The 26,782-nt window shown below is 71.8% G+C and carries 24 protein-coding genes and 1 pseudogene; 15 read left to right on the forward strand and 10 right to left on the reverse strand.

Features of this window, described 5'->3' with window-relative positions:
- The first annotated feature begins 5 nt into the window (after positions 1–5).
- From IE182_RS04050 to IE182_RS04060, 3 genes are all read left to right on the forward strand, one after another.
- Positions 6–983: an NAD(P)H-quinone oxidoreductase gene (locus IE182_RS04050; protein ID WP_190108218.1), complete on the forward strand. Its 978-nt coding sequence runs from the start codon at positions 6–8 to the stop codon at positions 981–983.
- 121 nt (positions 984–1,104) lie between these two features.
- On the forward strand, positions 1,105–1,611 hold the full coding sequence (locus tag IE182_RS04055) for a hypothetical protein (RefSeq protein WP_190108219.1): 507 nt from the start codon (positions 1,105–1,107) through the stop codon (positions 1,609–1,611).
- A 150-nt stretch (positions 1,612–1,761) separates the two neighbouring features.
- Positions 1,762–2,322: a bacterial proteasome activator family protein gene (locus IE182_RS04060; protein ID WP_190108220.1), complete on the forward strand. Its 561-nt coding sequence runs from the start codon at positions 1,762–1,764 to the stop codon at positions 2,320–2,322.
- 186 nt (positions 2,323–2,508) lie between these two features.
- Here IE182_RS04060 and IE182_RS04065 read toward each other — a convergent pair whose 3' ends face one another.
- A complete protein-coding gene (locus tag IE182_RS04065) occupies positions 2,509–4,191 on the reverse strand; it encodes a protein kinase domain-containing protein (protein ID WP_190108221.1) in 1,683 nt (560 codons plus the stop codon).
- Between the two features lie 319 nt (positions 4,192–4,510).
- Between IE182_RS04065 and IE182_RS04070 the strand changes: the two genes are divergently transcribed.
- Positions 4,511–6,112 carry a protein kinase domain-containing protein gene (locus tag IE182_RS04070; protein ID WP_190108222.1) on the forward strand — a complete coding sequence of 534 codons (1,602 nt, stop codon included), beginning with the start codon at positions 4,511–4,513 and terminating at the stop codon, positions 6,110–6,112.
- A gap of 49 nt (positions 6,113–6,161) precedes the next feature.
- Here IE182_RS04070 and IE182_RS04075 read toward each other — a convergent pair whose 3' ends face one another.
- The 3 genes from IE182_RS04075 to IE182_RS04085 form a co-directional block, all read right to left on the reverse strand.
- Entirely contained in the window at positions 6,162–7,214 is a 1,053-nt protein-coding gene (locus tag IE182_RS04075) for a phosphotransferase (RefSeq protein WP_190108223.1), read from the reverse strand.
- Positions 7,215–7,229: 15 nt separating this feature from the next.
- On the reverse strand, positions 7,230–7,673 hold the full coding sequence (locus IE182_RS04080) for a pyridoxamine 5'-phosphate oxidase family protein (RefSeq protein WP_308432056.1): 444 nt from the start codon (positions 7,671–7,673) through the stop codon (positions 7,230–7,232).
- An 83-nt stretch (positions 7,674–7,756) separates the two neighbouring features.
- Complete coding sequence (locus IE182_RS04085) at positions 7,757–8,416, reverse strand: response regulator (RefSeq protein WP_308432057.1); 660 nt, start codon at positions 8,414–8,416, stop codon at positions 7,757–7,759.
- Between the two features lie 361 nt (positions 8,417–8,777).
- Between IE182_RS04085 and pdhA the strand changes: the two genes are divergently transcribed.
- The 6 genes from pdhA to IE182_RS04115 all read left to right on the forward strand — a co-directional run bounded on the left by pdhA (position 8,778) and on the right by IE182_RS04115 (position 15,535).
- The gene (gene pdhA / locus IE182_RS04090; RefSeq protein ID WP_190108225.1) at positions 8,778–9,920 is read left to right on the forward strand and encodes a pyruvate dehydrogenase (acetyl-transferring) E1 component subunit alpha; all 1,143 of its coding nucleotides are present in this window, start codon (positions 8,778–8,780) and stop codon (positions 9,918–9,920) included.
- Between the two features lie 2 nt (positions 9,921–9,922).
- Positions 9,923–10,903, forward strand: coding sequence for an alpha-ketoacid dehydrogenase subunit beta (locus IE182_RS04095; RefSeq protein WP_190108226.1), 981 nt, complete (start codon positions 9,923–9,925; stop codon positions 10,901–10,903).
- Between the two features lie 21 nt (positions 10,904–10,924).
- Positions 10,925–12,427 (forward strand): dihydrolipoamide acetyltransferase family protein, encoded by a 1,503-nt coding sequence (locus IE182_RS04100; protein ID WP_190108227.1) that lies wholly within the window; start codon positions 10,925–10,927, stop codon positions 12,425–12,427.
- A gap of 228 nt (positions 12,428–12,655) precedes the next feature.
- Positions 12,656–13,465 (forward strand): helix-turn-helix transcriptional regulator, encoded by an 810-nt coding sequence (locus tag IE182_RS04105; RefSeq protein WP_190108228.1) that lies wholly within the window; start codon positions 12,656–12,658, stop codon positions 13,463–13,465.
- Between the two features lie 82 nt (positions 13,466–13,547).
- The gene (locus IE182_RS04110) at positions 13,548–14,210 is read left to right on the forward strand and encodes a GntR family transcriptional regulator (protein ID WP_190108229.1); all 663 of its coding nucleotides are present in this window, start codon (positions 13,548–13,550) and stop codon (positions 14,208–14,210) included.
- The gene (locus tag IE182_RS04115; protein ID WP_190108230.1) at positions 14,207–15,535 is read left to right on the forward strand and encodes an MFS transporter; all 1,329 of its coding nucleotides are present in this window, start codon (positions 14,207–14,209) and stop codon (positions 15,533–15,535) included. Before IE182_RS04110 ends, IE182_RS04115 begins: the two co-directional genes overlap by 4 nt.
- On the opposite strand, the gene IE182_RS04120 is transcribed toward IE182_RS04115, so the two are convergent.
- Positions 15,525–16,355: a maleylpyruvate isomerase family mycothiol-dependent enzyme gene (locus IE182_RS04120; protein ID WP_190108231.1), complete on the reverse strand. Its 831-nt coding sequence runs from the start codon at positions 16,353–16,355 to the stop codon at positions 15,525–15,527. The two genes, IE182_RS04115 and IE182_RS04120, sit on opposite strands and share 11 nt — an antisense overlap.
- Positions 16,356–16,505: 150 nt before the next feature.
- Between IE182_RS04120 and IE182_RS04125 the strand changes: the two genes are divergently transcribed.
- From IE182_RS04125 to IE182_RS04135, 3 genes are all read left to right on the forward strand, one after another.
- Entirely contained in the window at positions 16,506–17,309 is an 804-nt protein-coding gene (locus IE182_RS04125; protein ID WP_190108232.1) for a carbon-nitrogen family hydrolase, read from the forward strand.
- Positions 17,310–17,486: 177 nt separating this feature from the next.
- Positions 17,487–17,819, forward strand: a complete 333-nt coding sequence (locus IE182_RS04130) for a recombinase zinc ribbon domain-containing protein (protein ID WP_190108233.1) — start codon at positions 17,487–17,489, stop codon at positions 17,817–17,819.
- Between the two features lie 397 nt (positions 17,820–18,216).
- Positions 18,217–20,049 (forward strand): NHL domain-containing thioredoxin family protein, encoded by a 1,833-nt coding sequence (locus tag IE182_RS04135; RefSeq protein WP_190108234.1) that lies wholly within the window; start codon positions 18,217–18,219, stop codon positions 20,047–20,049.
- Positions 20,050–20,053: 4 nt separating this feature from the next.
- Here the strand turns inward: IE182_RS04135 and IE182_RS04140 are convergent, their stop codons facing one another.
- The 4 genes from IE182_RS04140 to IE182_RS04155 all read right to left on the reverse strand — a co-directional run bounded on the left by IE182_RS04140 (position 20,054) and on the right by IE182_RS04155 (position 24,271).
- A complete protein-coding gene (locus tag IE182_RS04140) occupies positions 20,054–20,278 on the reverse strand; it encodes a hypothetical protein (RefSeq protein WP_190108235.1) in 225 nt (74 codons plus the stop codon).
- A 93-nt stretch (positions 20,279–20,371) separates the two neighbouring features.
- Positions 20,372–21,010 (reverse strand): DUF4232 domain-containing protein, encoded by a 639-nt coding sequence (locus IE182_RS04145; RefSeq protein ID WP_190108236.1) that lies wholly within the window; start codon positions 21,008–21,010, stop codon positions 20,372–20,374.
- A gap of 54 nt (positions 21,011–21,064) precedes the next feature.
- On the reverse strand, positions 21,065–22,357 hold the full coding sequence (locus IE182_RS04150; protein ID WP_190108237.1) for a M18 family aminopeptidase: 1,293 nt from the start codon (positions 22,355–22,357) through the stop codon (positions 21,065–21,067).
- Positions 22,358–22,444: 87 nt separating this feature from the next.
- Positions 22,445–24,271 (reverse strand): acyl-CoA dehydrogenase, encoded by a 1,827-nt coding sequence (locus IE182_RS04155; RefSeq protein ID WP_190108238.1) that lies wholly within the window; start codon positions 24,269–24,271, stop codon positions 22,445–22,447.
- A gap of 130 nt (positions 24,272–24,401) precedes the next feature.
- Here IE182_RS04155 and IE182_RS04160 point away from each other — a divergent pair, with 130 nt between their 5' ends.
- Positions 24,402–24,854 carry an SseB family protein gene (locus tag IE182_RS04160; RefSeq protein ID WP_190108239.1) on the forward strand — a complete coding sequence of 151 codons (453 nt, stop codon included), beginning with the start codon at positions 24,402–24,404 and terminating at the stop codon, positions 24,852–24,854.
- A gap of 45 nt (positions 24,855–24,899) precedes the next feature.
- On the opposite strand, the gene IE182_RS04165 is transcribed toward IE182_RS04160, so the two are convergent.
- Positions 24,900–25,814 carry a trypsin-like serine peptidase gene (locus IE182_RS04165; protein WP_190108240.1) on the reverse strand — a complete coding sequence of 305 codons (915 nt, stop codon included), beginning with the start codon at positions 25,812–25,814 and terminating at the stop codon, positions 24,900–24,902.
- 154 nt (positions 25,815–25,968) lie between these two features.
- On the opposite strand from IE182_RS04165, the pseudogene IE182_RS04170 reads away from it, so the two are divergent.
- Positions 25,969–26,778 (forward strand): annotated as a pseudogene (locus IE182_RS04170) (pirin family protein); the annotation flags it as partial.
- Between the last annotated feature and the right edge of the window lie 4 nt (positions 26,779–26,782).

Genomic DNA, 26,782 nt, shown 5'->3' on the forward strand with positions numbered 1-26,782 from the left:
CGTCCATGCATGCGATCACCATTCCCGTACCCGGCGGACCCGAGGCACTGGTCTGGGCCGAGGTTCCCGACCCCGCGCCGGGCGAGGGCGAGGTCCTGGTCGAGGTCGTGGCGGCCGGCGTCAACCGTGCCGACCTCCTGCAGCGGCAGGGCTTCTACGACCCGCCGCCCGGCGCCTCCCCGTACCCCGGCCTGGAGGTCTCCGGCCGCGTCGTGGAGCTCGGCCCCGGAGTGAGCGGATGGGCCGTCGGCGACGAGGTGTGCGCACTGCTGGCGGGCGGCGGCTACGCGGAGAAAGTCTGCGTGCCGGCGGGGCAGTTGCTGCCCGTTCCCGACGGCGTGGACCTCGTCGAGGCCGCGGCCCTGCCCGAGGTGACCGCCACGGTCTGGTCGAACGTGTTCATGGTGGCCCACCTGCGGCCCGGCGAGACGTTCCTGGTGCACGGCGGCGGCAGCGGCATCGGCACCATGGCCGTGCAGCTCGCCAAGGCCGTCGGCGCGCGCGTCGCCGTCACGGCGGGCGGTGCGCAGAAGCTGGAGCGCTGCCGGGAGCTGGGCGCGGACATCCTCATCGACTACCGCGAGCAGGACTTCGTCGAAGAGCTGCACAAGGTGACGGGCGGCGTCGGCGCGGACGTCATCCTCGACATCATCGGCGCCCAGTACTTGCAGCGGAACATCGACGCCCTCGCCGTCAACGGCCGGCTGGCCGTCATCGGCCTCCAGGGCGGCCGCAAGGGCGAACTCGACCTCGGCAAGCTGCTCGCCAAGCGGGCCGCCGTGACGGCGACCTCGCTGCGCGGCCGGCCGCTGGCCGAGAAGGCCGCCATCGTGGCGGCGGTGCGCGAGCACGTCTGGCCGCTCATCGCGGGCGGGCGCGTACGGGCGGTCGTCGACCGCACCCTGTCGATGGAGGAGGCGGCCACCGCGCACCGGGTCGTCGAGGACAGCACGCACGTCGGCAAGGTGCTGCTCACCAACTGACCGCAGGCACGGCGCCCGTAGCGCGGCGTCACCCGAATCCGCCGCCCAGCGCGCCCCCCGGCACGGGGCGTGTGAGGGTGGAGGTGTCCGTAGGGGGGCGCCTCGTGCGGAGGGTGGCGCCATGGGCGGTGGATCGCGGACCGCGGCCGTGTTCGGCCTGGCGGTCTCGGCAGCGCTGATATCCGCGTGGCCGGCGTGGGCCGGGGAACCGGAGCCCACGTCCGCACCGCCCTCGGTGCCCGTGACGGCCACGACCTCCACCACGGTCTTCCCCTCCGCGCCGCCCACCCCCGGCGCCGGCCGGCTGGCCGGGACGGTCGCGGGGGAAGGGCGCAGACACCCCGGCCGGGAGAGCGACGACGAGACCCGCTCCGACCGGGAGGACGCCGGCCTGCCGCCACGACCGGCCGCCCCGCGCGCACCCTCGGTCTCGCCGGCCCCGCGCCCGCCCGGCGGAGCGGCGCCCGCCCGCCAGCCCGCCCGTGAACGCGCCCGTGAGCCCGTCCGGGACCCCGCGCACCGGGCGGACCCGGCCGACCGGGTGATACGGGTGCTCCCGCTGGGCACCGGGATGGCCCTGACGGGCCTGGGGCTCGGCTTCCTCGCACTGCGCCTGCGCCGCCGCTAGGCGGACGAACGGGGGCGCCCGCCCGCCGTCACGCCCCCCTCTACCGGCGTACGCCCCGAAAATATGTGCGCCCCTGCGCGCCCCTGTGGTGGATCAGACGTGTACGGGGGCATCACCAGGGGGAAATCACCTGTGCGAGAGAATGGCGGCATGGATATGCCGAGGAATGAACGGTCGCAGGAGAGCCCGCACGTCCTGGTCGTAGGGCCGGACGGCATGGCTCTCGGCAGCGCCAGCCCCGGCGGCGGGGAGGGCGACGACGAGTCGCGCGAGGTCCCGGTGACGGAGATGGTGGAACAGCCCGCCAAGGTCATGCGCATCGGCAGCATGATCAAGCAGCTGCTGGAGGAAGTGCGCGCCGCGCCTCTGGACGAGGCGAGCCGCGTCCGGCTCAAGGAGATCCACCACAGCTCCGTCAGGGAGCTGGAGGACGGTCTGGCGCCCGAGCTGGTGGAGGAGCTGGAGCGGCTGTCGCTGCCCTTCACCGACGAGACGATCCCCACCGAGGCCGAACTGCGCATCGCACAGGCCCAGTTGGTCGGATGGCTCGAAGGACTCTTCCACGGCATCCAGACCGCGCTGTTCGCCCAGCAGATGGCCGCCCGCGCCCAGTTGGAGCAGATGCGCCGCGCCCTGCCGGCCGGTGTGCTCTCCGACGACGAGCACGAGGGCCAGCAGCACGGCGGCGCGCGCTCGGGCCCGTACCTGTAGCCGGGAAGAGCTGCGGGAAGAGCTGCGGGAAGAGCTGTAAGAAGAGCTACGAGTAGAGCTGCGGGAAGAGCTGTAAGAAGAGCTACGAGCAGAGCTGCGAGCAGAGCTGCAAAGAAAGCTGCACGAAGGGCCGGTGGTCGCTCACGACCACCGGCCCTTCTGCTCGCTCTACGGGGTGCGCGTGTCCTACGAGGCCGACTGGCCCGTCGACACCGTCAGCACGAACTCGCCGTTCTTCGGGTCGAACGCGTCGCCCACCTCGGGCGACTGGGTCATCACGGTGCCCTTGCCCCACGTGTTCTCGTTCACCACGTCGACCCGGTACTTCCAGCCCGCGGCCTGCAGGCACTCCTTCACCGAGTCGAGGTAGATGTACTTGAAGTCCGGCGCGCTCTTCTTCGTCTTGTCGCGGTAGTTGTCGTACGCCTTGGTGCACTTCTCGCGGTCGACGGTCTTGGACTTGTCGCCTTCCTTGACCTTCGCCTGCGTGCCGCCGCCGGTGCCGCCCGCGGTGACGCTGCCGCCGCCGCCCGGGGCCACCGAGGCCGAGGCGGAGGGCTTGTCGCCGCCGCCCTCGTCCTTCGACCCCTTGCCGTTGAGCGCGATGGCGGCGACCACGCCGATGACCGCGAGCACCGCGACGACGCCCGAGCCGATGACCACCGACCGGTTGCCCTTGCCGCCGCCGGAGCCGCCGGACCCGCCGGAGCCGCCCACGGGACCCGAGGCGGCCGCGTACGGCGCCGTCGGGGCGCCGCCGGCGCCCGGGCCGGTCTGGTAGGCCGGAGGAGGCGTCTGGTAGCCCTGCGGGCCGGGGGGCGGCGTCTGGGCGTAGCCGCCGCCGTAGGGGTTCTGGTACGGCGTCTGGACGCTCTGCGGGCCCGGGGCGGGGGCCTGGCTGTCCACGGGCGGGAAGACGGCCGAGCCGACGCCCGCGCCGCTGCGCGCCGGCGGACCGCCCGCGATGATGATCGGCGAGGGCGCGGCCTGGGCCGTGCCGGCCACCCGGGCGCACTCGTCGCGCATGGCCTCGGCGCTCGGGAAGCGCTCGTTCGGGTTCTTCTTCAGCGCGCGGGCGACCAGCGCGTCGACGGCCGGCGGGATGGACCGGTTGATCGTGGAGGGCGCGACCGGCTCCTCCTGGACGTGCGCGTAGGCGATGGCCAGCGGCGAGTCCGCGTCGAAGGGCAGCCGGCCGGTCAGCAGCTCGAAGAGCATGATGCCGACCGAGTACAGGTCGGAGCGGGCGTCGACGCCGCGGCCCAGGGCCTGCTCGGGCGAGAGGTACTGCGGGGTGCCGACGACCATGCCGGTCTGCGTCATCGACGTCACGCCGGACTGCATGGCGCGGGCGATGCCGAAGTCCATGACCTTGACCACGTTGCGCTTGGTCATCATCACGTTGCCGGGCTTGATGTCGCGGTGGACCAGGCCCATCTCGTGGCTGACCTCGAGCGCCGCCAGGACATCGGCTGTGATCTTGAGCGCCTTGTCGGCGGGCATCGCGCCGTACTGGGCGACGTCCGCGTCGAGCACGGAGCGCAGCGGCTGGCCCTCGACGTACTCCATGACGATGTACGGCATCGTCGATCCGTCGAGGTCGTCCTCGCCCGTGTCGAACACCGAGACGATGTTGGTGTGCGTGAGCTTGGCCACCGACTGGGCCTCGCGGCGGAAGCGCTCGCGGAAGGACGCCTCACGGCCGAGCTCGGTGTGCAGGGTCTTGATGGCGACGTGCCGGTCCAGCACCGAGTCGTAGGCCAGGTGCACGGAGGCCATGCCGCCCTCGCCGAGCAGGTCGCGCAGCTGGTAGCGGCCGCCGCCCACAGCTCGTCCCGCGTAGCGGCCCTGCGCGCCGTCCTGGCTCATGGTGTTACTTCCCCCTCGGCGCACTGCCTGGCGTATCGACCCGGCCACAGGCCCGATCCGGCTGTTCTTCGACGTATCCCGGCCAAGTCTGCCCCAGGCAACGGGCACGTCAAGCCGCGTGCCCGTTCCGTGACCGGATGCGCGACAAGGTGTCACGGGATTTGCCTTGCTCGTACCGGTACGGGTTTGATAGCCGGTCCATCCCGGACCGGCGCACGGTGCAAAGCCTGTAGCGTGCCCTAGCGGAAGACCGTTTTCCCGCGCTTCGCTTCTCACGCGAAAGCGAAGCGGAGCGGACCACACACGACGGCGAGGACTGATGGCACAGACGCAGAGCGCCCAGGGTCCGTCCGACCCTGACGCCAACGGGGGCGGTATGCCCGATGTGCCTGAAATGTGGGGTAACGGCGGACTGGTCGGCGACGGCCGCTACCGCCTGACCCACCGCCTGGGCCGCGGCGGCATGGCCGAGGTCTTCGCCGCCGAGGACGTACGGCTCGGCCGGACGGTCGCGGTCAAGCTGCTGCGCGCCGACCTCGCCGAGGACCCGGTCTCCAAGGCCCGCTTCACCCGCGAGGCACAGTCGGTCGCCGGCCTGAACCACCACGCCGTCGTCGCCGTCTACGACTCCGGCGAGGACACCGTCGGCCGCAACGTCGTGCCGTACATCGTCATGGAGCTGGTCGAAGGCCGCACCATCCGCGACCTGCTGCTCAATGCCGACGCCCCGCCGCCGGAGCAGGCGCTGATCATCGTCTCGGGCGTGCTGGAGGCGCTGGCCTACAGCCACCAGCACGGCATCGTGCACCGCGACATCAAGCCCGCCAACGTGATCATCACCAACACGGGCGCGGTCAAGGTCATGGACTTCGGCATCGCCCGTGCCCTGCACGGCGCGGCGTCCACCATGACCCAGACCGGCATGGTCATGGGCACGCCGCAGTACCTCTCCCCGGAGCAGGCGCTCGGCAAGACCGTCGACGCCCGTTCGGACCTCTACGCGACCGGCTGCCTGCTGTACGAACTGCTCGCGCTGCGTCCGCCGTTCACCGGCGAGACCCCGCTGTCGGTGGTCTACCAGCACGTCCAGGACACCCCCGTGGCGCCCTCCCAGGTGCTGGAGACGGTGCCGCCGGAGCTGGACGGGCTCGTCATGCGTTCCCTCGCCAAGGACCCGGACGACCGGTTCCAGAGCGCCGAGGAGATGCGCGGGCTGGTCCAGTACGCGCTGCAGATGCTGCACGACGCCGGCAGCCACACGGGCGTGTGGAACACCGGCCCGATCGAGCACGCCACCGCCTCCACCCAGGTCCTGGGCGGCATGGGCATGGGCGGCGGCATGGGCGCCACCACGGCCATGCAGCACCCGCAGCACGGCTCCACCTCGCAGCAGCCGATCCTGCCCCGCCGGGGCGGCGACGACGGCGGCTTCGACGGCTACAACGGCGGCCGCGGCCCGGGCGGCGGCGGCAAGAGCAAGCTGTGGCTGATCGCCGCGCTCGCGGTGGTCGCGGTCGTGGCGGGCATCGCGTTCATGATCAAGCAGCAGGACGCGGGCAAGGTCAACGACCACAAGACGACCGACAAGCAGTCGTCCAGCCCCAAGGCGCCCAGCCCCAACGCGAGCAAGAACCCGCCGAAGCACACCGGCCCCACCGGCGGCACGGGCAGCACGGGCAACACGGGCAACGAGGACGACGGCTGGACCACGCCGGAGCGGTCCCACGAGCCGTCCGGCGACTGGAACAGCCGCCCGTCCAAGGGCCCGAGCACGGGCCCGACGGGCGAGGCGACGCCTCCGACGAAGCCGTCGAACCAGCCGACCACCCCGGTCACGGACGACCCGAAGAACCCCACGGGCGGCCCGGCCAGCCCCGGCGCCAACGCCGGTGGCAACACCAGCATGGGCACCGCGGGCTGAGGCCCGCCCGCCCGCACCACCTGAGCGCGTCCGGTCCTTCCGGGCGCGCTCAGTCCGTGAAGGCGGCGCGCACGGACTCGTACGCGCGCGTCCACCACACGGCCAGCGCCGCCGACGCGGGGAAGCCCGGGTCGGCGCGGTGGTCGCCGAGCTGGTAGCGCCAGCGCAGCATCCAGAAGTCGTTGAGCCGCTCCCACCACACCCGGTGCACGGCCGCGGCCAGCTCGGCCGCGTCGGCGCCGGTCGCGCGGCGGTAGGCGCGGGAGTACGGCCGTATCTTCGCCAGGTCCAGCGTGCCGTCCGGCTTCAGGAAGAAGATCACCGCGGCCCGTACGGCCTCCTCCGCCCGCGGCTGGACCCCGAGCCGGTCCCAGTCGACGATCGCGGCGGGCTCGCCGCCCCGGTAGAGCAGGTTGAGCGGGTGGAAGTCGCCGTGCACCCAGCCGCGGGCGGGGGTGGCCGCGGCGGGCGGGCGGCGGTGGGCGTGCCGCTCCAGCAGGGCGCGCCGTTCCACGAGGCGGTGCTCGGCCAGCTCGTCGAAGGTGTCGCGGGGGCGGTCCCTGACGAGGGCCAGGAGCTCCTCGATGAGGGTGAAGGTCTCCTCCGGGCGGGCGGCGGTGTCCGAGGCGCCCGACGGGCCCGCAGCGGCCCCTCCGGGCTCCTCCATGACCTCTTCCAGGCACGTGTGCACGTGGCCGAGGAGTGCGCCGAGGCGGCGGGACTGGGCCTCCGTGAGCTCGCCGCCGTCGCGGTGGCGGCCCTCGATCCAGGGGTGGAGGGCGTAGCAGCGGCCGCCGAGGACGGTCACGGTGGCGCCGTCGGCCGTGGGGACGGGCGGGGCGACGGGCAGGCCCATGGCGCCCAGGCGGCGGGTGACGTCGTGCTGGCGGGCGATGGCGTCCCGGTCGCCGTCCAGGTGGTGCTTGAGGAAGAAGCGGCCGCGGGTGGTGGAGAGGCGGTAGCCGCGGTTGAGGAGCCCCTCGGTCAGGGTGGCGCAGGCCACGGGTTCACCGGCGTCGTCGTAGCGGCCGAGGAGTGTGCACAGGGTGCCGAAGTCCGGTCCGGTGTCGACGGGGGCATCGGTGACAAGTGAGCGCGGCACGCCCCAAATGTTAATTCACGCAGAGTGTGCGGCTCGTCGCGCGGGTACGCCCTCAAGGCGGTGCAGGGTGATGAACTGGGGTTCTATGCACAGGTATTCGGGAATGAAAGGGGCGTCGTCGGCGGAGTGCGGTGGGCGCCCGAAGCGTTCGAGTTCGTCCGGGCCGGGCCGGAAAAGGCGTGCCTGACCCACGAATTGCACGGTCCAGACGGATTCCTCGCCGTCGCGCCGCTCGGCCAGATTGTCGGCGCCGTAGGCCACCACGCTGCCGTCGCACGCCTGGGCATAGCCGAAGCCGCCGTGCAGCCGCAGCAGGACGCGCGGGGGCGGGCCCTCGACGACGACGTGCCGCGCCACGGTGACGAACGGCAGGGCGCGCATGCTGACGGAGATCCTGCCGTAAGGGGTGCCGCCGAGCAGTTCGAGCGCGCGGAATTCGTCATGGGACACGGTGGTCATGGGAACACTGTGCACTGCCGTCCCGCGGGCCCCGTAGGGGCGCCCGGCCCGGGTGCGGGGGACGTAAGTCCCCCTCCGGCCGCTCAGCGCTTCTCGGCCTGCAGCCGGGCGACGTACGCGGCGGCCTGGGAGCGGCGCTCCATGCCCAGCTTGGACAGCAGGCTGGAGACGTAATTCTTGATGGTCTTCTCGGCCAGGTGCAGCCGCTCGCCGATGGCGCGATTGGTCAGGCCCTCGCCGATGAGGTCCAGGATGCGGCGCTCCTGGTCGGTGAGGGAGGCGAGCCGGTCGTCGCCGCCGGTGGTCTTGCCGTCGCGCAGTCTCGCCAGGACGCGGGCGGTCGCCACGGGGTCCAGCAGGGATTTCCCGGCGGCCACGTCGCGGACGGCCGAGAGCAGCTCATTGCCGCGAATGGCCTTGAGGACATAGCCCGCGGCGCCCGCCATGATGGCGTCGAAGAGGGCTTCGTCGTCGGCGTAGGAGGTCAGCATCAGGCATTTGATGTTTTCGTCCTGCGAACGGATCTCACGGCATACTTCGACTCCGCTGCCATCCGGAAGGCGTACGTCCAGTACGGCGACGTCGGGCCGGGTGGCGGGAATGCGCACGAGTGCGTCCGCGGCGGTGCCGGCCTCGCCGACCACCTCGATGTCCTCCTCGACGGAGAGCATCTCGTGGACGCCGCGACGTACGACTTCATGGTCGTCAAGCAGAAATACCGTGATTTTTCGTTGTTCGCGCACGCTGCCAGTCTCACACATGAAGTCTTCCCCCGCCCTTGTCCTCCGGGATAACGTGCCCCCGTTCCGGCGGTCTGCAAGGCGCTGACCTGTGGATTGGCACTCCGCATTGGCCCGCCTTTCTCGATTTACTTGGAAATCCAAGCAAAGTCGCAGGTCAGGTGGGGTTTCGCAGGAATGCCGCCCACTGGGTAACGTGCATATTGCAGGCCATTCGCCGGGGCACCTGTCACGCCCGGTTCCGGCCTCGGCACACCCACCCCGTGTGCCGTCGGGGATCGGGCGAGCCTCTCTCCGCCCCACGGCGGAGGGACCCCCTCTGGCCACCGGCGACCCCGGGGGCCGGACAGACGGAGGAGCACACGTGACCGTGGACAGCACTGCCGCGCGCAAGCCGCGACGCAGCAGCAAGCGGGCCGGCGCCAAGAAGGCGGCCGGTGAGCCCGAACTCGTACAGCTGCTGACGCCGGAAGGCGAGCGGGTCGAGCACCCCGACTACTCCATCGACCTGTCGCCCGAGGAACTGCGCGGCCTGTACCGGGACATGGTGCTGACCCGCCGCTTCGACGGCGAGGCGACGACCCTGCAGCGGCAGGGCGAGCTGGGCCTGTGGGCCTCGCTGCTCGGTCAGGAGGCCGCCCAGATCGGCTCCGGCCGCGCGACCCGCGACGACGACTACGTGTTCCCGACCTACCGCGAGCACGGCGTGGCCTGGTGCCGCGGGGTCGACCCCACGAACCTGCTGGGCATGTTCCGCGGCGTGAACCACGGCGGCTGGGACCCCAACGAGAACAACTTCCACCTGTACACGATCGTCATCGGCTCGCAGGCGCTGCACGCCACCGGCTACGCCATGGGCGTCGCCAAGGACGGCGCCGACTCGGCCGTCATCGCCTACTTCGGCGACGGCGCCTCCAGCCAGGGCGACGTGGCCGAGGCGTTCACCTTCGCGGCCGTGTACAACGCACCGGTCGTCTTCTTCTGCCAGAACAACCAGTGGGCGATCTCCGAGCCCACCGAGCGGCAGACCCGCGTTCCGCTCTACCAGCGCGCCCAGGGCTACGGCTTCCCCGGCGTCCGGGTGGACGGCAACGACGTGCTGGCCGTCCTCGCCGTGACCAAGGCCGCGCTGGACCGCGCCCGCACCGGCGAGGGCCCGATGCTCATCGAGGCGTTCACCTACCGCATGGGCGCCCACACCACCTCGGACGACCCCACGCGCTACCGCCTCGACGAGGAGCGCGAGCTGTGGGAGGCGAAGGACCCGATCCTGCGCCTGCGCGCCCACCTGGAGAAGCAGGGCCTGGCCGACGAGGCGTTCTTCGCCGCGCTGGAGACGGAGAGCGACGCGCTCGCCAAGCGGGTACGGGACACCGTGCGCACCATGCCCGACCCCGAGGACATGGCGATGTTCGAGCACACCTACGCCGACGGGCACGCGCTCGTCGACGAGGAGCGCGCGCAGTTCGTCGCGTACCAGGCTTCGTTCGCAGAGGAGACCAACTGACCATGAGCACCCAGAAGCTCACGATCGCCAAGGCGATCAACGCCTCCCTGCGCACCGCCCTGGAGACCGACCCCAAGGTCCTCGTCATGGGCGAGGACGTCGGCAAGCTCGGCGGCGTCTTCCGCGTCACCGACGGGCTGCAGAAGGACTTCGGCGAAGAGCGGGTCATCGACACCCCGCTGGCCGAGTCCGGCATCGTCGGCACCGCCATCGGCATGGCCCTGCGCGGCTACCGCCCGGTGGTGGAGATCCAGTTCGACGGGTTCGTGTTCCCGGCCTACGACCAGATCGTCACGCAGCTGGCCAAGATGCACGCCCGTGCGCTCGGCAAGATCAAGCTGCCCGTGGTCATCCGCATCCCCTACGGCGGTGCGATCGGTGCGGTCGAGCACCACAGCGAGTCCCCGGAGGCGCTGTTCGCGCACGTCGCCGGCCTGAAGGTGATCTCGCCGTCGAACGCCGCCGACGCGTACTGGATGATGCAGCAGGCCATCCAGAGCGACGACCCGGTCATCTACTTCGAGCCCAAGCGCCGCTACCACGACCGTGGCGACGTCGACACGACCGCGATCCCGGGCCCGCTGCACGCCGCCCGCACGGTCCGCGAGGGCACCGACCTGACGCTCGTCGCGTACGGGCCGATGGTCAAGACGTGCCTGGAGGCCGCGGCCGCGGCCGCGGAGGAGGGCAAGTCCCTGGAGGTCCTCGACCTGCGCTCGGTCTCGCCCATCGACTTCGACGCCATCCAGCGGTCGGTGGAGAAGACCCGCCGCCTGGTCGTCGTCCACGAGGCCCCCGTCTTCTTCGGTTCCGGCGCCGAGATCGCCGCCCGGATCACCGAGCGCTGCTTCTACCACCTGGAGGCCCCCGTCCTGCGGGTCGGCGGCTACCACGCGCCCTACCCGCCGTCCCGGCTGGAGGACGAGTACCTGCCCGGCCTCGACCGCGTGCTCGACTCCGTCGACCGCGCGCTGGCGTACTAGGGCAGAGGGAGAGTCGTGACGATGACAAGCACCGCCAACACCGGTCAGCGCTTCCGTGAGTTCAAGATGCCCGACGTGGGCGAGGGACTGACCGAGGCCGAGATCCTCAAGTGGTACGTGAACGTCGGTGACACCGTCACCGACGGCCAGGTGGTCTGCGAGGTCGAGACCGCCAAGGCGGCCGTCGAGCTGCCGATCCCCTTCGACGGCGTGGTCCACGAGCTGCGCTTCCCCGAGGGCACGACGGTCGACGTCGGCCAGGTGATCATTTCGGTGGACACCCAGCCCGGCGCGGGGCCCGCGGAGGAGGCCCCCGCCTCGACCGCGGCCCACGCGGAGAAGAGCGCGGCGTCCGCCCTGGCGGAGGAGGCCGAGCCGGAGCAGCAGGGCCGCCAGGCCGTGCTCGTCGGCTACGGCGCCGCGCCGTCCTCGACCAAGCGCAGGCCGCGCAAGGCGGCCGTCACCGGGACGCGCCCGGCCGTCCGCGAGCAGGCGGGTGCCTGTGCCGCGGCGCCGCAGGCGACGTTCGCCGCCGGGATCCAGGCGGAGCTCAACGGGCACGCGGCCCCGGCCGCCCCCGTGGTGCCGGCCCCCGCCGCTCCGGCCGCGCCCGTCGTGCCCGGCGCCCGGCCGCTGGCCAAGCCGCCGGTGCGCAAGCTGGCCAAGGACCTCGGCGTCGACCTGGCCGCGGTCGTCCCGACCGGCCCCGGCGGGGTCGTCACCCGCGAGGACGTCCACGCGGCCCTGACCACCGCACCGGCCGCCGCCGAGCCGGTGGCGCCGCAGGCCGCGGCGCCCGCGGCCCCGGCCGTCGCTCAGGCGGCGCGCGAGACCCGCATCCCCGTCAAGGGCGTCCGCAAGGCGACCGCCCAGGCGATGGTGGCCAGCGCCTTCACCGCGCCGCACGTCACGGAGTTCGTCACCGTCGACGTCACGCGCACGATGAAGCTCGTCCAGAAGCTCAAGGACGACCCCGACATGGCCGGGCTGCGGGTCAACCCGCTCCTGCTCGTCGCCAAGGCGCTGCTCGTGGCGGTCAGGCGGCACCCCGACGTCAACGCCGCCTGGGACGAGGCGAACCAGGAGATCGTCCGCAAGGACTACGTGAACCTGGGCATCGCCGCCGCCACCCCGCGCGGCCTGATCGTGCCGAACATCAAGGAGGCCCAGGCCAAGACGCTCCCGGAGCTGTCGCAGGCCCTGGCCGACCTGGTCGCCACGGCCCGTGAGGGGAAGACCTCCCCCGCCGACATGTCGGGCGGCACGCTCACGATCACCAACGTCGGCGTCTTCGGCGTCGACACCGGCACGCCCATCCTCAACCCGGGCGAGTCCGCGATCCTGGCCGTCGGCGCGATCAAGCTCCAGCCGTGGGTGCACAAGGGCAAGGTCAAGCCGCGCCACGTCACCACGCTGGCGCTCTCCTTCGACCACCGCCTGATCGACGGCGAGCTGGGCTCGAAGTTCCTCGCCGACATCGCGGCGGTCCTGGAGAACCCCCAGCGACTGATCACCTGGGCGTGATCCCTGCGCGGCCCGCACCCCCGTGACGGGCCGCGCAGGTAAGACAGAGGGCCCGGACATCACTCCTCACCCCCCTCCCGTGAGGAGAGAGTGGCTGTCCGGGCCCTCTGTCTGTGTACGGAGCGGCCTCGGGACGCACTCCGCCCCTGGTCGGGAGGTGGAATGGCCCGTGCTGTGCAATTTACTTAACAATGACCGACACTTGCACTGTCGGATTTGGAGGGCGCAGTGGAGCGTGTGGATGGCGAATCCATCAGCCGTCTGCTTCGTGCCTGGCGCGGCCGGATCGACGCGAGAACCGTGCGCGAGCTGCGCGGCGTCGTCCCGCGTCCCGGCCGGCGACTCTCCCAGGCGCATGTCGCCCGCATGACGGGCGTCAGCGAGGGTTGGTACCGGGCGCTGGAGGCCGGCCGGCGGCAGGACTTCTCCGAGAACTTCCTCCTGCGGGTCGCCCAGGCACTGCGGCTGAGCGAGGCGGAGACGCTCACGCTCTTCCTGGCCGTCTGCGGCCGCAGGCCGCCGGGTTCGGGCCGGGAGCAGACCGACCTGCCGCGGGGCGTCAAGGCCCTGCTGGAACAGCAGGTCTCCTATCCCGCCTACCTCTCCGACCTGGCCTGGAACGTCGTCGCGGCCAACTCCCTCATGGGCGAATGGTTTCCCTGGGTGCTGCGCCCCAAGCCCAACCTCATGCGCTGGGCCCTGCTGCACCCCGAGGCGCGCGAGCAGATGCTCGACTGGGAGGACAGCTGCGCCCGCATCTACCTCGCCATGCTCCGCGTCGCCGCCAACAGCAACCCCGGCAACGGCGAGCTGCGCGCCCTCGTCGAGGAGATACTCGACGCCGACGCGGACTGCCGGCGCATATGGGCCGAGGAGTACGACGTGGTCGAGCACCGCGACGGCCACGTCTTCCGGCTGCGCCTGCCGTACCACGGCCGCCGCGAGATACGTGTGACGAGCCATGTCCTGCTGCCCATACAGCGCACCGACCTGAGGTTCGTCTTCATCACCCCGGCCGACGGCTGGGCCGGCATCTGAACGAGCACCGCCGCGGGCGCGCGATCGTCCGGATCGCGGACGGGGCCTCTCCACGCATCTGTGTTGTATCTATGCTGTGCGCATGCCATCCGCGCCCGCCGTCCAGGTCAGACGACCCCCCGCCGCCGAGCGCGTGTACGCGCACGTCAAGGACGCCGTACTGCAACGGCGTTACGAAGGCGGCACGCTCCTGACCGAAGGCGATCTGGCGGAGGCCGTGGGGGTCTCCCGCACGCCCGTCCGCGAGGCGCTGCTGCGGCTGGAGGCGGAGGGGCTGCTCAAGCTCTACCCGAAGAAGGGGGCGCTCGTCCTCGCCGTGTCCGCACAGGAGATCGCGGACGTGGTGGAGACCCGGCTGCTGGTGGAGAAGCACGCCGCCGGCAAGGCCGTCCCCGCGCCGCCGCAGCTCATCGCCCGGCTGGAGGAACTCGTCGAGGACATGCGCCGGCAGGCCGCCGCGGGCGACCTCGCCGCCGTCTCCCTCAGCGACCGCGCCTTCCACGCCGAGATCGTGCGCAACGCCGGCAACCGCATCCTCTCCGGCCTCTACGAGCAGCTGCGCGACCGCCAGCTGCGCATGGGGGTGGCCGTCATGCAGGCGCACCCCGACCGGATCGCCAAGAACATCGCCGAACACACCGAGATCCTGGAGGCGCTGCGCTCCGGGGACGCCGCGGCGGCCACCGCCGTCGTCGACCGGCACGTCAGTTGGGTACGCAATCTGGCCCGGGGGGACATCCGATGAGCTCAGGCTCCACAGCACTGCCCGGCGACCCTCCCGGCGGCCGCCGGGCCATGGCCGTCTGGGGGATCGGCGTCGCGGTCTACTTCGTCGCCATCATCTTCCGCACCAGCCTCGGCGTCGCTGGCATCGACGCGGCCGAGCGCTTCGACATCAACGCCTCGGAGCTGTCGACGTTCTCCATCCTCCAACTGCTCGTCTACGCGGGCATGCAGATACCCGTCGGCCTCATGGTCGACCGGCTGGGCACCCGGAAGGTGCTCGCCCTGGGCGTCGTGCTCTTCACCACCGGCCAGTTCGGCTTCGCCCTCGCCCACTCCTACGGCACGGCCCTCGCCTGCCGGGCGCTGCTCGGCTGCGGCGACGCGATGACGTTCATCAGCGTGCTGCGCCTGGGCGCCCGCTGGTTCCCCGCCCGCAACGGCCCGATGATCGCGCAGGTGGCGGCGCTGTTCGGGATGGCGGGCAACCTCGTCTCCACCCTCGTCCTGGCCCGGCTGCTGCACGACGCCGGCTGGACGCGGACGTTCGCCGGCAGCGCGGGCGCGGGCGTCGTCGTGCTCGTCCTGATGCTGGCCTTCCTCAAGGACCACCCCGAGGGCTTCGAACCCGCCCCCGGCGCCCGCCCCGGCAAGGGCTCCGTGCGGCAGCAGATCGTTCTGGCGTGGCGGGAGCCCGGCACCCGGCTGGGCCTGTGGGTCCACTTCACCACGCAGTTCCCCGCCATGGTCTTCCTGTTGCTGTGGGGGATGCCGTTCCTGGTGGAGGCCCAGGGGATGGCGCGTGGCCCGGCCGGCTCCCTGCTGACGCTGGTCGTGCTGGCCAACATGGCCGTCGGCCTCGTCTACGGGCAGATCGTCGGCCGCCACCACGCGGCCCGGCTGCCGCTCGTCCTCGGCACCCTCGGTGCGACGGCCCTGCTGTGGGCGGCGGCCATCGGCTGGCCGGGGGAGCACGCCCCCCGGTGGCTGCTGATCACGCTGTGCACGGTGCTCGGCGCCTGCGGGCCCGCCTCGATGATCGGCTTCGACTTCGCCCGTCCCGCCAACCCGCCCGAGCGGCAGGGCACCGCCTCCGGCATCGTCAACATGGGCGGCTTCCTCGCCTCCATCACCACGCTGCTGGCCGTGGGGCTGCTGCTCGACTGGACCGGCGGCGACTACGGCACGGCCTTCGCCTGCGTGTTCGTCCTCCAAGGACTGGGCCTGTCGCAGATCCTGCGGCTGCGCGGCCAGGCGCAGCGGCGCGAGCGGGAGCGCGTCGTGGCGTCCCGCGTGGAGACCGTGCACGTGCCCGTACGGCCGGACAGCGGCGGCCTCAGGGCGTGACCGCGAACCTCCGCAGGATGGCGCCGGCCAGCTCCTGGTCGCCCTCGACCTCGATGCGGTCCGCCACCGCCTCCGGCCGCACCCGGCCGCACGCCAGCCGGGCGTAGGTCTCCCAGTCCAGCGAGAGCGTCACCGTCGGCCCCAGCGAGACGCTGCTGTCGATCGTCCCCCTGCCCTGCGGCCCCACGCGCACGGTCCGCAGGAACTCCAGCGGCCCGTGCACGTCGAAGGCCACCGTCGACCCGGGCCGCGCGCCCGCGTTCTGGGCCACCACACCCGGCAGCGCCTCCAGCAGGTGCTCCTGGGCGACGACCGCGCCGGGCGAGTCCAGGTTGCCCGGCATGCCGAGGGCACGGCGCAGGTCCTGCTCGTGCGTCCACACGTCGAACGCCCGCAGCTGCAGCGTCCGTTCGAGGGTGCGCTCGACGCCGCTGCCCAGAGGCCAGCGGACCGGCGTCTGCGGGGAGCGGTGCTCGTTGCGCAGCTGCCGCGAGCGCCGGATGATCGTGTAGTCGAGCTCCGAGGTCATCTCCAGCGCGGTGTGACAGCGCCGCACGTCGACCTGGACCTCGATGTAGCGGGAGAACTCGTCGGTGACGTGCCGCAGATCGCGCGGCAGGGTGTGGATCGGCCGTGGCTCGCCCATCATTTCGCACTCGACCCCGATGACGTGCGAGACCACGTCGCGCACCGACCAGCCCGGGCACTCGGTCGCCCGGTTCCAGTCGCTCGCGGCGAGGAGGTTCACCAACTCGTTGATGGCGTCGATCGAGTGGGTCCAGGCATCGATCGCGGGCTGGAGGCTGGGGTGGACTGTCACGGGCTGATCCCTCGGGCGTTGCTGAACGGCAGGGCGGGGGCGTGCGTACGTGCGAAGCAAGTGCTGTCTGGGTCCTATGCAGTTAAGTTACGCTGCCCGTGGTCGCCCCGGCAGAGGTTTCGGGTGAGGGATGCGGAGAGTGGTGGTACTGTGCGCGCGTCGTTGATCCAGTTGGGCGTCGACCCGGCCGAGCCGGTTGACGCGCGCCGCGCCCGCGCGGCCGCCCTCGTGCGCGAGCAGCGCGGCAGCGACCTCGTGGTGCTGCCGGAGCTGTGGACGGTGGGTGCCTTCGCCTACGAGTCCTTCGCCCCCGGCGCCGAGCCGCTGGACGGCCCGACGGCCACCGCCATGGCGCAGGCCGCCCGCGACGCGGGCGTCTGGCTGCACGCGGGCTCCATCGTCGAACGGACGGCGCCCGCCGACGCCCCCGCCGCGGACGGCAGCCCGCTCTACAACACCTCGCTCGTCTTCTCCCCCTCCGGGGAGCGGGCCGCCGCCTACCGCAAGATCCACCGCTTCGGCTTCGACAAGGGCGAGGCCGTCCTGATGGACGCCGGCACCGAGCCCGTGACCGTCCGCCTGCCGGAGATCACCGCGGGCCTGGCGACCTGCTACGACCTGCGCTTCCCCGAGCTGTTCCGGGCCCTGGTCGACGAGGGCGCACAGCTCTTCGTCGTCCCCGCGGGCTGGCCGGCCCGGCGCCGTGAGCACTGGACGCTGCTCGCCCGGGCCCGGGCGCTGGAGAACCAGTCCTACGTCCTGGCCTGCGGCACCGCGGGCACGCACGCGGGCGTCGAGCAGGCCGGGCACAGCATCGTCGTCGACCCCTGGGGCGAGGTCCTCGCCGAGGCGGGGGCGGGCGAGGAGGTGCTGACCGTGGACCTCGACCCGGACCGGGTGGCGGCGATCCGCGAGGACTTCCCGGCGCTCAAGGACCGCGTCCTGCGCTCCTGAGACCGGAGCGGCTGGCTGAACACCGGCGGTCACGACCTCACCTGCGCCGGCCTGAGGGCACATTGCCATCCTGGACTTCTGGATTTCCTGAACCGATGTGAGCACTCCTCAGCGGACGGAACACGGAAGTACCTGAACCGGGTCTCTCCCTACCGAGACCCGGAGACGCTCGAAACCGTGAGTGTCGGCGAGGGGATCATCACGGTCGGGGAGCGCGAACTCATCCTCCGCCAGCTTGAAGCGCGCACGTTCCCTCTGGCGGGGAAGCGCCATGGGCACAAGCAAGGGAAGTCGCTGCTCACCGGCATAGCGCGCTGTGGTCTCTGCGGGGCCCGGATGGGCAAGGCCGGCACGTCGTACCAGTGCTCCAGCCACCGGATGGGGCGTGGATGCTCCGGTGTCCCGGCTCGGGTGGAGAGCATCGACGACTACGTGACCCGGGCGTTCCTGTCACGCCTGCCGTCCCCTACCGGCTCGCCGGACGGCTTCGCGACCGGATCGAGGGGCTGAGTGCAGATCTGCTGAGGATGCCGACACCTTCCGTCGACATCTCTCCCCTCCTGGATGCTGGCCTCCTGCGGGCAGCCTGGGAAGCCGACGATACGGGCGGAAGGCGGGCACGCCTCGGCCTCGCGATCGATCGCGTGGAAGTCCGGCGCGGGAAGGTGGGCGTCAGGTTCGACGGTGACGAGCGTTGCCGGATCGTCTGGGCGGCGAGAGACGGTCGCGGGGCGGTGACCGGGAACGGGGACGGACGTACTGACATGTGCGTCCAGCAGACCGCCGGACGGATCACATGACCTTCCTCCGGGAGTTCTCGGAAGTCGCCATGGCGGAGCGCATGCCCTGAGCAGGTGCTTCGTACGGGCGTGATCCTGCGTTCACAGGCGGATGGCAAGCTTGAAGCATGAACGATGCCGCCCCTGCGCCCGCGTCCCCCCGACGTGCCCGTGTCCGTGCCCCCGAGCTGATCGGCAAGGGCGGATGGATCAACACCGGCGGGAAGGATCTGACGCTCGCCGACTTCCGAGGTCGCGTATTGATCTTGGATTTTTGGACGTTCTGCTGCGTGAACTGCCTGCACGTCCTGGACGAGCTGCGCGAGCTGGAGGAGAAGCACCGCGACACCGTCGTGATCATCGGTGTGCACTCGCCGAAGTTCGTGCACGAGGCCGAACACCAGGCGGTCGTCGACGCCGTCGAGCGCTACGAGGTGCACCACCCCGTCCTCGACGACCCCGAGCTCGCCACGTGGAAGCAGTACGCCGTCCGCGCCTGGCCCACCCTCGTCGTCATCGACCCCGAGGGCTACGTCGTCGCCCAGCACGCCGGCGAGGGCCACGCCCACGCCCTGGAGGCGCTCGTCGCCGAGCTGGAGGCCGAGCACGAGGCCAAGGGCACCCTGCGCCGCGGCGACGGCCCCTACGTCGCCCCCGAGCCCGTCGCCACCGACCTGCGCTTCCCCGGCAAGGCGCTGCGCCTGCCGTCGGGGAACCTCCTCGTCACGGACACCACCCGGCACCAGCTGGTCGAGCTGGCTGCGGACGGCGAGACGGTCGTGCGCCGCACCGGCACCGGCGAGCGCGGCTTCAGCGACAGCCCCGCGCGCTTCAGCGAGCCGCAGGGCCTCGCCCTGCTGCCGGACGGCACGGTGATCGTCGCCGACACCGTCAACCACGCGCTGCGCACCTACGACCCGGCCGACGGCAGCGTGGGGACCGTCGCCGGCACCGGCCGCCAGTGGATGCAGGGGCAGCCCACCTCCGGGCCCGCCCGCGACGTCGCGCTGTCCTCGCCCTGGGACGTGGCCTGGTTCGCGGACCGGCTGTGGATCGCCATGGCGGGCGTCCACCAGCTGTGGACGTACGACCCGGCCACGGCCACCGTCGGGGCGGCGGCCGGCACCACCAACGAGGGCCTGGTGGACGGCCCGGCGGCCGAGGCGTGGTTCGCCCAGCCCTCCGGGCTGGCCGCCACCGGGGACCGGCTGTGGGTGGCCGACTCCGAGACCTCGGCGGTGCGCTGGGTCGAGCGCGACGGCGACCGTTTCGTCGTCCGCACCGCCGTCGGCACCGGCCTCTTCGACTTCGGCCACCGTGACGGCGCCGCCGCGCAGGCGCTCCTGCAGCACCCGCTCGGGGTCACCGCCCTGCCCGACGGCTCGGTGGCGGTGGCGGACACCTACAACCACGCGCTGCGCCGCTTCGACCCGGCGACGGGCGAGGTGACGACCCTGGCGACGGACCTGCGGGAGCCGTCGGACGCCGTCCTCGTCGACGACGACATCGTCGTGGTGGAGTCGGCCCGGCACCGGCTGACGCGGCTGCGGCTGCCGGAGGAGGCGGTGCGCATCGAGGCGGTCGCCCACCGCACGCAGCGGGAGGCGACGGAGGTGGCCCCCGGCACGCTGCTGCTGGACGTGGTCTTCCAGGCCCCGGCGGGCCAGAAGCTGGACACCCGCTACGGGCCGTCCACGCGCCTGCTCGTCAGCTCCACGCCGCCCGGCCTGCTCGCGGAGGGCGCCGGGCAGGGCACGGACCTGCACCGCGAGCTGGTGCTGGCGGACGGGGTGACCGAGGGCGTGCTGCACGTCTCGGCGATGGCGGCGTCGTGCGACGACGACCCGGCCAACGAGTACCCCGCCTGCCACATGCACCAGCAGGACTGGGGCGTCCCGGTGCGGGTCGTCGCCGGTGGCGCGGGCCGGCTGCCGCTGGTGCTGGCGGGCCTCGACGGCTGACCGGTCAGCGGACGAACCGGTGGTCCTCCTCGACGACGGGGGCCGCCGGGGGCGGCGGCTGTACCCGGCGCCGCTTGAAGATGCTCACGTAGGCGCACAGGCCGAGGACGCCCGCCGCCATGAGGATCAGGCCCACCAGGGTGACGTTGATGCCCTGCATGTGCCAGTCGACCGCGAACGTGAGGATGCCCCCCGCCGCGATCAGAGCGATGCACCATCCCATGCCCATGGGAAACGCCTCCCGGAGTAATGGGCCGTGTCGGCGGGCCGGAGGGCTCGCCGGTCGGGCACGAGTGCGGGTACCCCGGGCCGGGGCGGCGAATCACATGGCGGGCTTGGCGGCGGGGCCCACCCACTCCTGGGCGTGGGCCTCGTCGTACATCCAGTACGTCGTGCGGACCTTGTCGTCCACGTGCAGCTTCCCGTCCGGCAGGGCCGGCCGGGCCGGGGCGCCCGGGAGGGGATCCAGCTTGAGGCGGTCGGGTGCCTGGAAGGTGACCGAGAGCCGGCTGACGTCGCGGCCCTTGCCACCCGAGCCGTCGGCGGCGGTGGTCAGGATCGCGGCGTACGCGGCCTTGCCGGGGCGGACCGCGATCCTGTCCTGCGTCGCGCTCTCCTCGACGGGGGCGACGGTGGCCTGGTCCTGGTCGAAGCGCAGGTAGGGGAAGCCGTCGACGAAGCAGATCTTGTCGGAGGTGTTGGTCGCCGTCAGCAGGGCGTGCCCGGCGGGGGACTTCGCCGCCCTGACCTCGACCTTGAGGGCGCCGCCGCAGGGGTTCTCGGGCGTCGGGACGACGGGCTCGGGAGCGGCGGACGCCGGTCCGGTGGAGCCGGTCGCGGCCGAGGTGGGTGCGGCCTTGTCGGCCTTCTCCTTCGTGCCGCCCCCACCGCCGCCGCAGGCGGTGAGGGTCAGGGCGGCCACGGCGAGCGCGGCGGCGATCCGAAGGTTACGGCTGGTCATGATGGTTCCCCCGGTGGGACGTTCGATCGGTGATGCGTCTCGGGGGGCTGTATATCAGCCTTCCAGGAAGGCGGTCAGCGCGGACGCGAGCAGGTGGGGGTCCTCGGCGCCGCACAGCTCGCGCGCGGAGTGCATGGACAGGATCGCGACGCCGATGTCGACGGTGGAGATGCCGTGCCGCGCGGCGGTGATGGGGCCGATGGTCGTGCCGCAGGCCACCGCGTTGTTGGAGACGAAGTGCTGCATCGGCACGCCCGCCCGCTCGCACGCGGCGGCGAACACGGCCCGCCCGCCGCCGTCGGTGGCGTACCGCTGGTTGACGTTGACCTTGAGGATCGGGCCGCCGTTGGGCATCGGGTGGTGGCCCGGCTCGTGCCGCTCGGAGTAGTTGGGGTGGACGGCGTGGCCGGTGTCGGAGGAGAGGCAGACGGTGCCGGCGAACGCGCGGGCCCGGTCCTCGTAGGCACCGCCGCGTGCGAAGACGGAGCGCTCCAGGACGTTGCCGAGCAGCGGGCCCTCGGCGCCGGTGTCGGACTGGCTGCCGTTCTCCTCGTGGTCGAAGGCGGCCAGCACGGGGATGTACGACAGGTTCGCGGAGGCGCTCGCGGCGATGAGGGCGGCGAGGCCCGCGTGCACCGACAGCAGGTTGTCCATGCGGGGGCCGGCCAGCAGCTCGCGGTCGCGGCCGAGGTAGGCGGGCGCCTCGACGCTGTGCGTCATCAGGTCCCAGCCGGCGACCTCCTCGGCGGCGACGCCGGCCTCTTCGGCGACGAAGCGGATCAGGTCGCCCTCGCCCACCTCGCCCAGGCCCCAGACGGGCGTCATGTGGCGCTGCTTGTCGAGCTTGAGGCCGTCCTGGTTGACCCCGCGGTCGAGGTGGACGGCGAGCTGGGGCACGCGCAGCAGCGGCCGGTCGACGTTGACGAGGTGGTGGCTGCCGTCCCGCAGGGTCAGCCGGCCGGACAGGCCGAGGTCGCGGTCGAGCCAGGTGTTGAGCAGCGTGCCGCCGTAGAGCTCGACGGCGACCTGCCGCCAGCCGTGCGCACCGGTGTCGGGCAGCGGCTTGACGCGCAGGTTGGGGGAGTCGGTGTGCGCCCCGACGATGCGGAACGGGGTGGCGGGGCCCGCGCCCTCGGGCACGTACCAGGCGATGATCGCGCCACCGCGCGTCACGTACTTGCCGCCGGTCGTGCCGTCCCACGCGTCGGTCTCCGCGACCTGACGGAAACCGGCCTTCTCCAGCCGCTCGGCGGTGCCTGCCACCGCGTGGTACGGCGACGGGCTGGCCGCCAGAAAGGTCATCAGGTCGTCGGTGTGGCCGCGGTCGAAGCGGTGCGCAGAGCTCATGGCCTCAGGATAAGGATCAGGGCAAGAGCCGGGCGGGCCTTTCGGCGCCCGGCTCTTGCCCTTGTCCAACGGTTCGCAGGGGGTCGGCTAGAACGCGGCCTCGTCCAGCTCCATCAGGGAGTTGTCGACGGCCTCGGCGAGCGAGCGCTCGACGGAGACGCGCGGCAGGATCTCGGTCGTGAAGAACTTCGCCGCCGCGATCTTGCCGGTGTAGAACGCCTTGTCCTTGGCGGAGGCGTCGGCGAGCTTCTCGGCGGCCACGGCCGCGCCCTTGAGGAGCAGGTAGGAGACGACGACGTCACCGGAGGCCAGCAGCAGGCGGGTGGTGTTCAGACCGACCTTGTAGATGTTCTTGACGTCCTCGCCGGTGGCGGTGAGGTCGGTGATCATCTTGCCGACGATCGCCTCCAGGTCCACCGCGGCCTTGGCGAGCGCACCGCGGGCACCGGCCAGGTCCTCGCCGCCGGCCTCGGAGGCCAGGAACTTCTTGATCTCCTCGGAGAGGGTGTTCAGGGCCTGGCCCTGGTCACGGACGATCTTCCGGAAGAAGAAGTCCTGGCCCTGGATCGCCGTGGTGCCCTCGTAGAGGGTGTCGATCTTCGCGTCGCGGATGTACTGCTCGATCGGGTACTCCTGCAGGTACCCGGAGCCGCCGAAGGTCTGCAGCGACTGGGCGAGCTGCTCGTAGGACTTCTCGGAGCCGTAGCCCTTGACGATCGGCAGGAGCAGGTCGTTGAGGCCGTGCAGCGCCTTGGCGTCCTCGCCCGCGGCCTCCTTGACCATGATCTCGTCCTGGACGGAGGCGGTGTAGAGCACCAGGGCGCGCATGCCCTCCGCGTACGCCTTCTGCGTCATCAGCGAGCGGCGCACGTCGGGGTGGTGGGTGATGGTGACCTTGGGCGCGGTCTTGTCCATGAAGTTGGCCAGGTCCGGGCCCTGCACGCGCTCCTTGGCGTACTCCAGCGCGTTGAGGTAGCCGGTGGAGAGGGTGGCGATCGCCTTCGTGCCGACCATCATGCGGGCGAACTCGATGATCATGAACATCTGGCGGATGCCGTCGTGCTTCTCGCCGATGAGCCAGCCCTTGGCGGGGTGCTTGTCGCCGAAGGTCATCTCGCACGTGTTGGACGCCTTGAGGCCCATCTTGTGCTCGACGTTGGTGGCGTAGACGCCGTTGCGCGCGCCCAGCTCGCCGGTCTCCCAGTCGAACTCGAACTTCGGCACGAGGAAGAGGGACAGGCCCTTGGTGCCCGGGCCGTGGCCCTCGGGGCGGGCGAGGACGTAGTGGAAGATGTTCTCCGCCATGTCGTGCTCACCGGAGGTGATGAAGCGCTTCACGCCCTCGATGTGCCAGGTGCCGTCCTCCTGCTTGACGGCCTTGGTGCGGCCGGCGCCCACGTCCGAGCCGGCGTCCGGCTCGGTCAGCACCATGGTGGAGCCCCACTGCTTCTCCACCGCGATCTTCGCGATGTGCTTCTGCTGCTCGGTGCCCTCCTCGAAGAGGATGCCGGCGAAGGCCGGGCCCGAGGAGTACATCCAGATGGCCGGGTTGGAACCCAGGATGGACTCGGCGTAGGCCCAGATCAGCGAGCGCGGGGCGGTGGTGCCGCCGATCTCCTCCGGGATGCCCAGACGCCACCACTCGGCGTCCATGTACGCCTGGTAGCTCTTCTTGAAGGTGTCCGGAACCGGGGCGGTGTTGGTCTCGGGGTCGAAGACCGGGGGGTTGCGGTCGGCGTCGGCGAAGGACTCGGCCAGCTCGTTCTCCGAGAGGCGCGTGATCTCCGACAGGATGTCCTTGGCGGTCTCGACGTCCATCTCCGCGAACGGACCGGAGCCGTACAGCTTGTCGCGGCCGAGAACCTCGAAGAGGTTGAACTCGATATCGCGGAGATTCGACTTGTAGTGGCCCATGACAGACGGCTCCGTAGGTGACGGGAGGGCGATCCTCTGTGCGTACCGGTCAGTAAGCTCCATGATGCTACCGGCCGGTAATAAGACGCAAGACCTGATCGACCAACTGTGACTCGTTACTCTTCAGGGCATGTACGGCTACGACCAGAACGCGGCACAGCAGGGCTACGTGCCTCCGCAGCAGCAGGGCGGCTACGGCGAGCAGCCGCTCTACCCCGAGCCGTCGCCCCCCTCGCTCGCCGACGCGGTCCGCGCCTTCACGACGGGCCAGATGGCCGCGGAGGACTTCCAGACGGTCTTCTCCCACTCCAAGGTCTACTGCCCCCGCGGTGACAACCCGGGCTTCCTGGCGCTGCACAACACCCAGCAGCCGGTGATCCCGATGTTCACCTCCCTGAAGGAGCTGCGGCGGTACGCGGGCAAGGAGTCCAAGTACTTCGTCATCACGGGCGCCGAGGTCCTGGACCTCCTGCCGACCGGATACGGCTTCGTCCTGGACATGGAGGGCGACCACCGCATGGTCTTCGACGCCAAGTCGGTGGAGCAGATGGTCGACTTCGCCATGCGCCGCATGTACGGCTAGCAGCCCCTCGGGGCCCGGGTGCCGCCGGTGGTGTCCGGGGCCCGGTCAGCGCGTCGTGCGGCGGTAGAGCCGCTCGACCGCGTCGCCGAAGTACGCGCTGTACGACGTGCGCTCGTCGCCGCCCTCGTCCTTGCCGCCGAGGACGCCCACGAGCGTCCCCAGGCCCGTCGCCGGGTCCGTCTCCGTCAGGAACGGGCTGCCGCTCGTCCCGTTCGGCAGCCCCTCGCAGTCGAAGCGCACCTGCGAGGTGCTCTCCGCCTCCGTCGTGTTCCGGCAGGCCACCGGCCGCTCCCCGGCGTTCGGATATCCCAGGACCTGCGTCGGCAGCCGCCGCGCCGGCCGGAAGCGGACGCGCTCGGCCCCCGTGACCCCCTCGATCCGCCCCCTCGGGTCGCCGACGGAGGGCCGCACCCGCAGGAACGCCACGTCGTGGTCCGGGTCCCGGTCCGCGGCCCACTCCGGGTCGATGTCGATCGACGTCGGCACCCACACCCCGTACGGCGCGTCGCCGTCCCGGTAGCCGGGCACGAACGCCAGGTCGGTGCGGAAGCCGTCCATGTACACGCAGTGCGCGGCGGTGACGACGAGGTCGCCCGCCGGGCTGTGCACCACGCTCGCGGTGCAGCCGTGCGCCGGCTCGCCCTGGGCGGTGTAGAAGAGCGGCCCCACGGCCGCCGTCGCGGGCGCCTCGGCCGCCGCGGGCCGCTGTGCCGCGCGGAGGGTGTCGCCGCGCTCCGCGCCGCCCGCGGGCCGCCCGGGGGCGGGCGTCCGCCGGACGACGCCCTCCAGTGCCCTTGCGGCCTTGTCGGCCAGTTCCGGCGGCTGCCGGTAGTGCCCGGTCGCGTCTCCCTTGGCCAGCGGCGCGTCCGTCGCGAGCCCGTGCCGCGCGACGAACAGGCCGACGGCGATCAGGGCCGGCACGGCCAGGGCGGCGACGAGGGCGGCGTATCTCAGGCGCATTGATCAAGTGTCCACCCTGAGATCGGAATGATGTGTTCCGATTTCCGGCGCGACGGGAACGCGCCGGGGTGCGACGGAAACGCGCCGGGAATAGGTGAGCCCTTGTCGGTTGTTAAGTGTTCAACTAAATTGACCGCACAACCCGAGGAGGCTCCTTCCGCGCGTCGCCGCGCCCGCCGACGGCGTCCAGCGCCCGGTGCTGCACGTCGGCACCGCTCCCGGCGGCTTCGAGGGCGAGGGCTTCCCCGTCCGCCGTGCCTTCGCGGGCATCCCCTACCAGCTGATCGACGGCACCTTCGTGCACCGCGACTCCCACGGCGGCGGCGGTGTGATCACCGACGGCGACACCCAGTGGATGACCGCCGGTTCGGGCCTGCTGCACATCGAGGCGCCGCCGGAGGCGCTCGTCGTCAGCGGAGGGCTCTTCCACGGCCTGCAGCTGTGGGTGAACCTGCCGAAGAAGGACAAGATGATGCCGCCCCGCTACCAGGACATCGGCAGCGGCAAGGTCGCCCTGCTCACCTCGTCCGACGGCGGCGCGCTGCTCCGGCTGATCGCCGGGAGCGTCGACGGGCACGAGGGGCCGGGCATCACCCACACGCCCATCACGATGCTGCACGTGTCCCTGAACCCGGGCGCGGAGCTGACCCTCCCGTGGCGCGCGGACTTCAACGGGCTGGCCTACGCCCTCGCCGGCCGCGGCACCGCGGGCGCCGAGCACCGTCCGTTCCGCACCGGCCAGACCGTGGTCTTCGGCAGCGGTGACGCGCTCACGCTCAAGGCGGACGCCTCCCAGGAGTCCCGGAGCCCGAACTTCGAGGTCGTCCTGCTGGGCGGGCGGCCGATCCGGGAGCCCATGAAGCACTACGGCCCGTTCGTCATGAACACCCACGCCGAGCTCGCCCAGGCGTTCGAGGACTTCCAGGCGGGCCGCCTGGGCACGGTCCCGGCGGACGCGGCGTAGCGCA

Source organism: Streptomyces cinnamoneus, assembly GCF_014650495.1.
Lineage (GTDB): Bacteria > Actinomycetota > Actinomycetes > Streptomycetales > Streptomycetaceae > Streptomyces > Streptomyces cinnamoneus.

What these genes read in the sequence shown, in the direction of transcription:
- IE182_RS04050 (WP_190108218.1), top strand. Translation starts at nt 6, where the DNA reads ATGCATGCGATCACCATTCCCGTACCCGGCGGACCCGAGGCACTGGTC.
- IE182_RS04055 (WP_190108219.1), top strand. Translation starts at nt 1,105, where the DNA reads ATGGGCGGTGGATCGCGGACCGCGGCCGTGTTCGGCCTGGCGGTCTCG.
- IE182_RS04060 (WP_190108220.1), top strand. Translation starts at nt 1,762, where the DNA reads ATGGATATGCCGAGGAATGAACGGTCGCAGGAGAGCCCGCACGTCCTG.
- IE182_RS04065 (WP_190108221.1), bottom strand. Translation starts at nt 4,191, where the DNA reads ATGAGCCAGGACGGCGCGCAGGGCCGCTACGCGGGACGAGCTGTGGGC.
- IE182_RS04070 (WP_190108222.1), top strand. Translation starts at nt 4,511, where the DNA reads ATGGCACAGACGCAGAGCGCCCAGGGTCCGTCCGACCCTGACGCCAAC.
- IE182_RS04080 (WP_308432056.1), bottom strand. Translation starts at nt 7,673, where the DNA reads ATGACCACCGTGTCCCATGACGAATTCCGCGCGCTCGAACTGCTCGGC.
- IE182_RS04095 (WP_190108226.1), top strand. Translation starts at nt 9,923, where the DNA reads ATGAGCACCCAGAAGCTCACGATCGCCAAGGCGATCAACGCCTCCCTG.
- IE182_RS04100 (WP_190108227.1), top strand. Translation starts at nt 10,925, where the DNA reads ATGACAAGCACCGCCAACACCGGTCAGCGCTTCCGTGAGTTCAAGATG.
- IE182_RS04110 (WP_190108229.1), top strand. Translation starts at nt 13,548, where the DNA reads ATGCCATCCGCGCCCGCCGTCCAGGTCAGACGACCCCCCGCCGCCGAG.
- IE182_RS04115 (WP_190108230.1), top strand. Translation starts at nt 14,207, where the DNA reads ATGAGCTCAGGCTCCACAGCACTGCCCGGCGACCCTCCCGGCGGCCGC.
- IE182_RS04135 (WP_190108234.1), top strand. Translation starts at nt 18,217, where the DNA reads ATGAACGATGCCGCCCCTGCGCCCGCGTCCCCCCGACGTGCCCGTGTC.
- IE182_RS04140 (WP_190108235.1), bottom strand. Translation starts at nt 20,278, where the DNA reads ATGGGCATGGGATGGTGCATCGCTCTGATCGCGGCGGGGGGCATCCTC.
- IE182_RS04145 (WP_190108236.1), bottom strand. Translation starts at nt 21,010, where the DNA reads ATGACCAGCCGTAACCTTCGGATCGCCGCCGCGCTCGCCGTGGCCGCC.
- IE182_RS04150 (WP_190108237.1), bottom strand. Translation starts at nt 22,357, where the DNA reads ATGAGCTCTGCGCACCGCTTCGACCGCGGCCACACCGACGACCTGATG.
- IE182_RS04155 (WP_190108238.1), bottom strand. Translation starts at nt 24,271, where the DNA reads ATGGGCCACTACAAGTCGAATCTCCGCGATATCGAGTTCAACCTCTTC.
- IE182_RS04160 (WP_190108239.1), top strand. Translation starts at nt 24,402, where the DNA reads ATGTACGGCTACGACCAGAACGCGGCACAGCAGGGCTACGTGCCTCCG.
- IE182_RS04165 (WP_190108240.1), bottom strand. Translation starts at nt 25,814, where the DNA reads ATGCGCCTGAGATACGCCGCCCTCGTCGCCGCCCTGGCCGTGCCGGCC.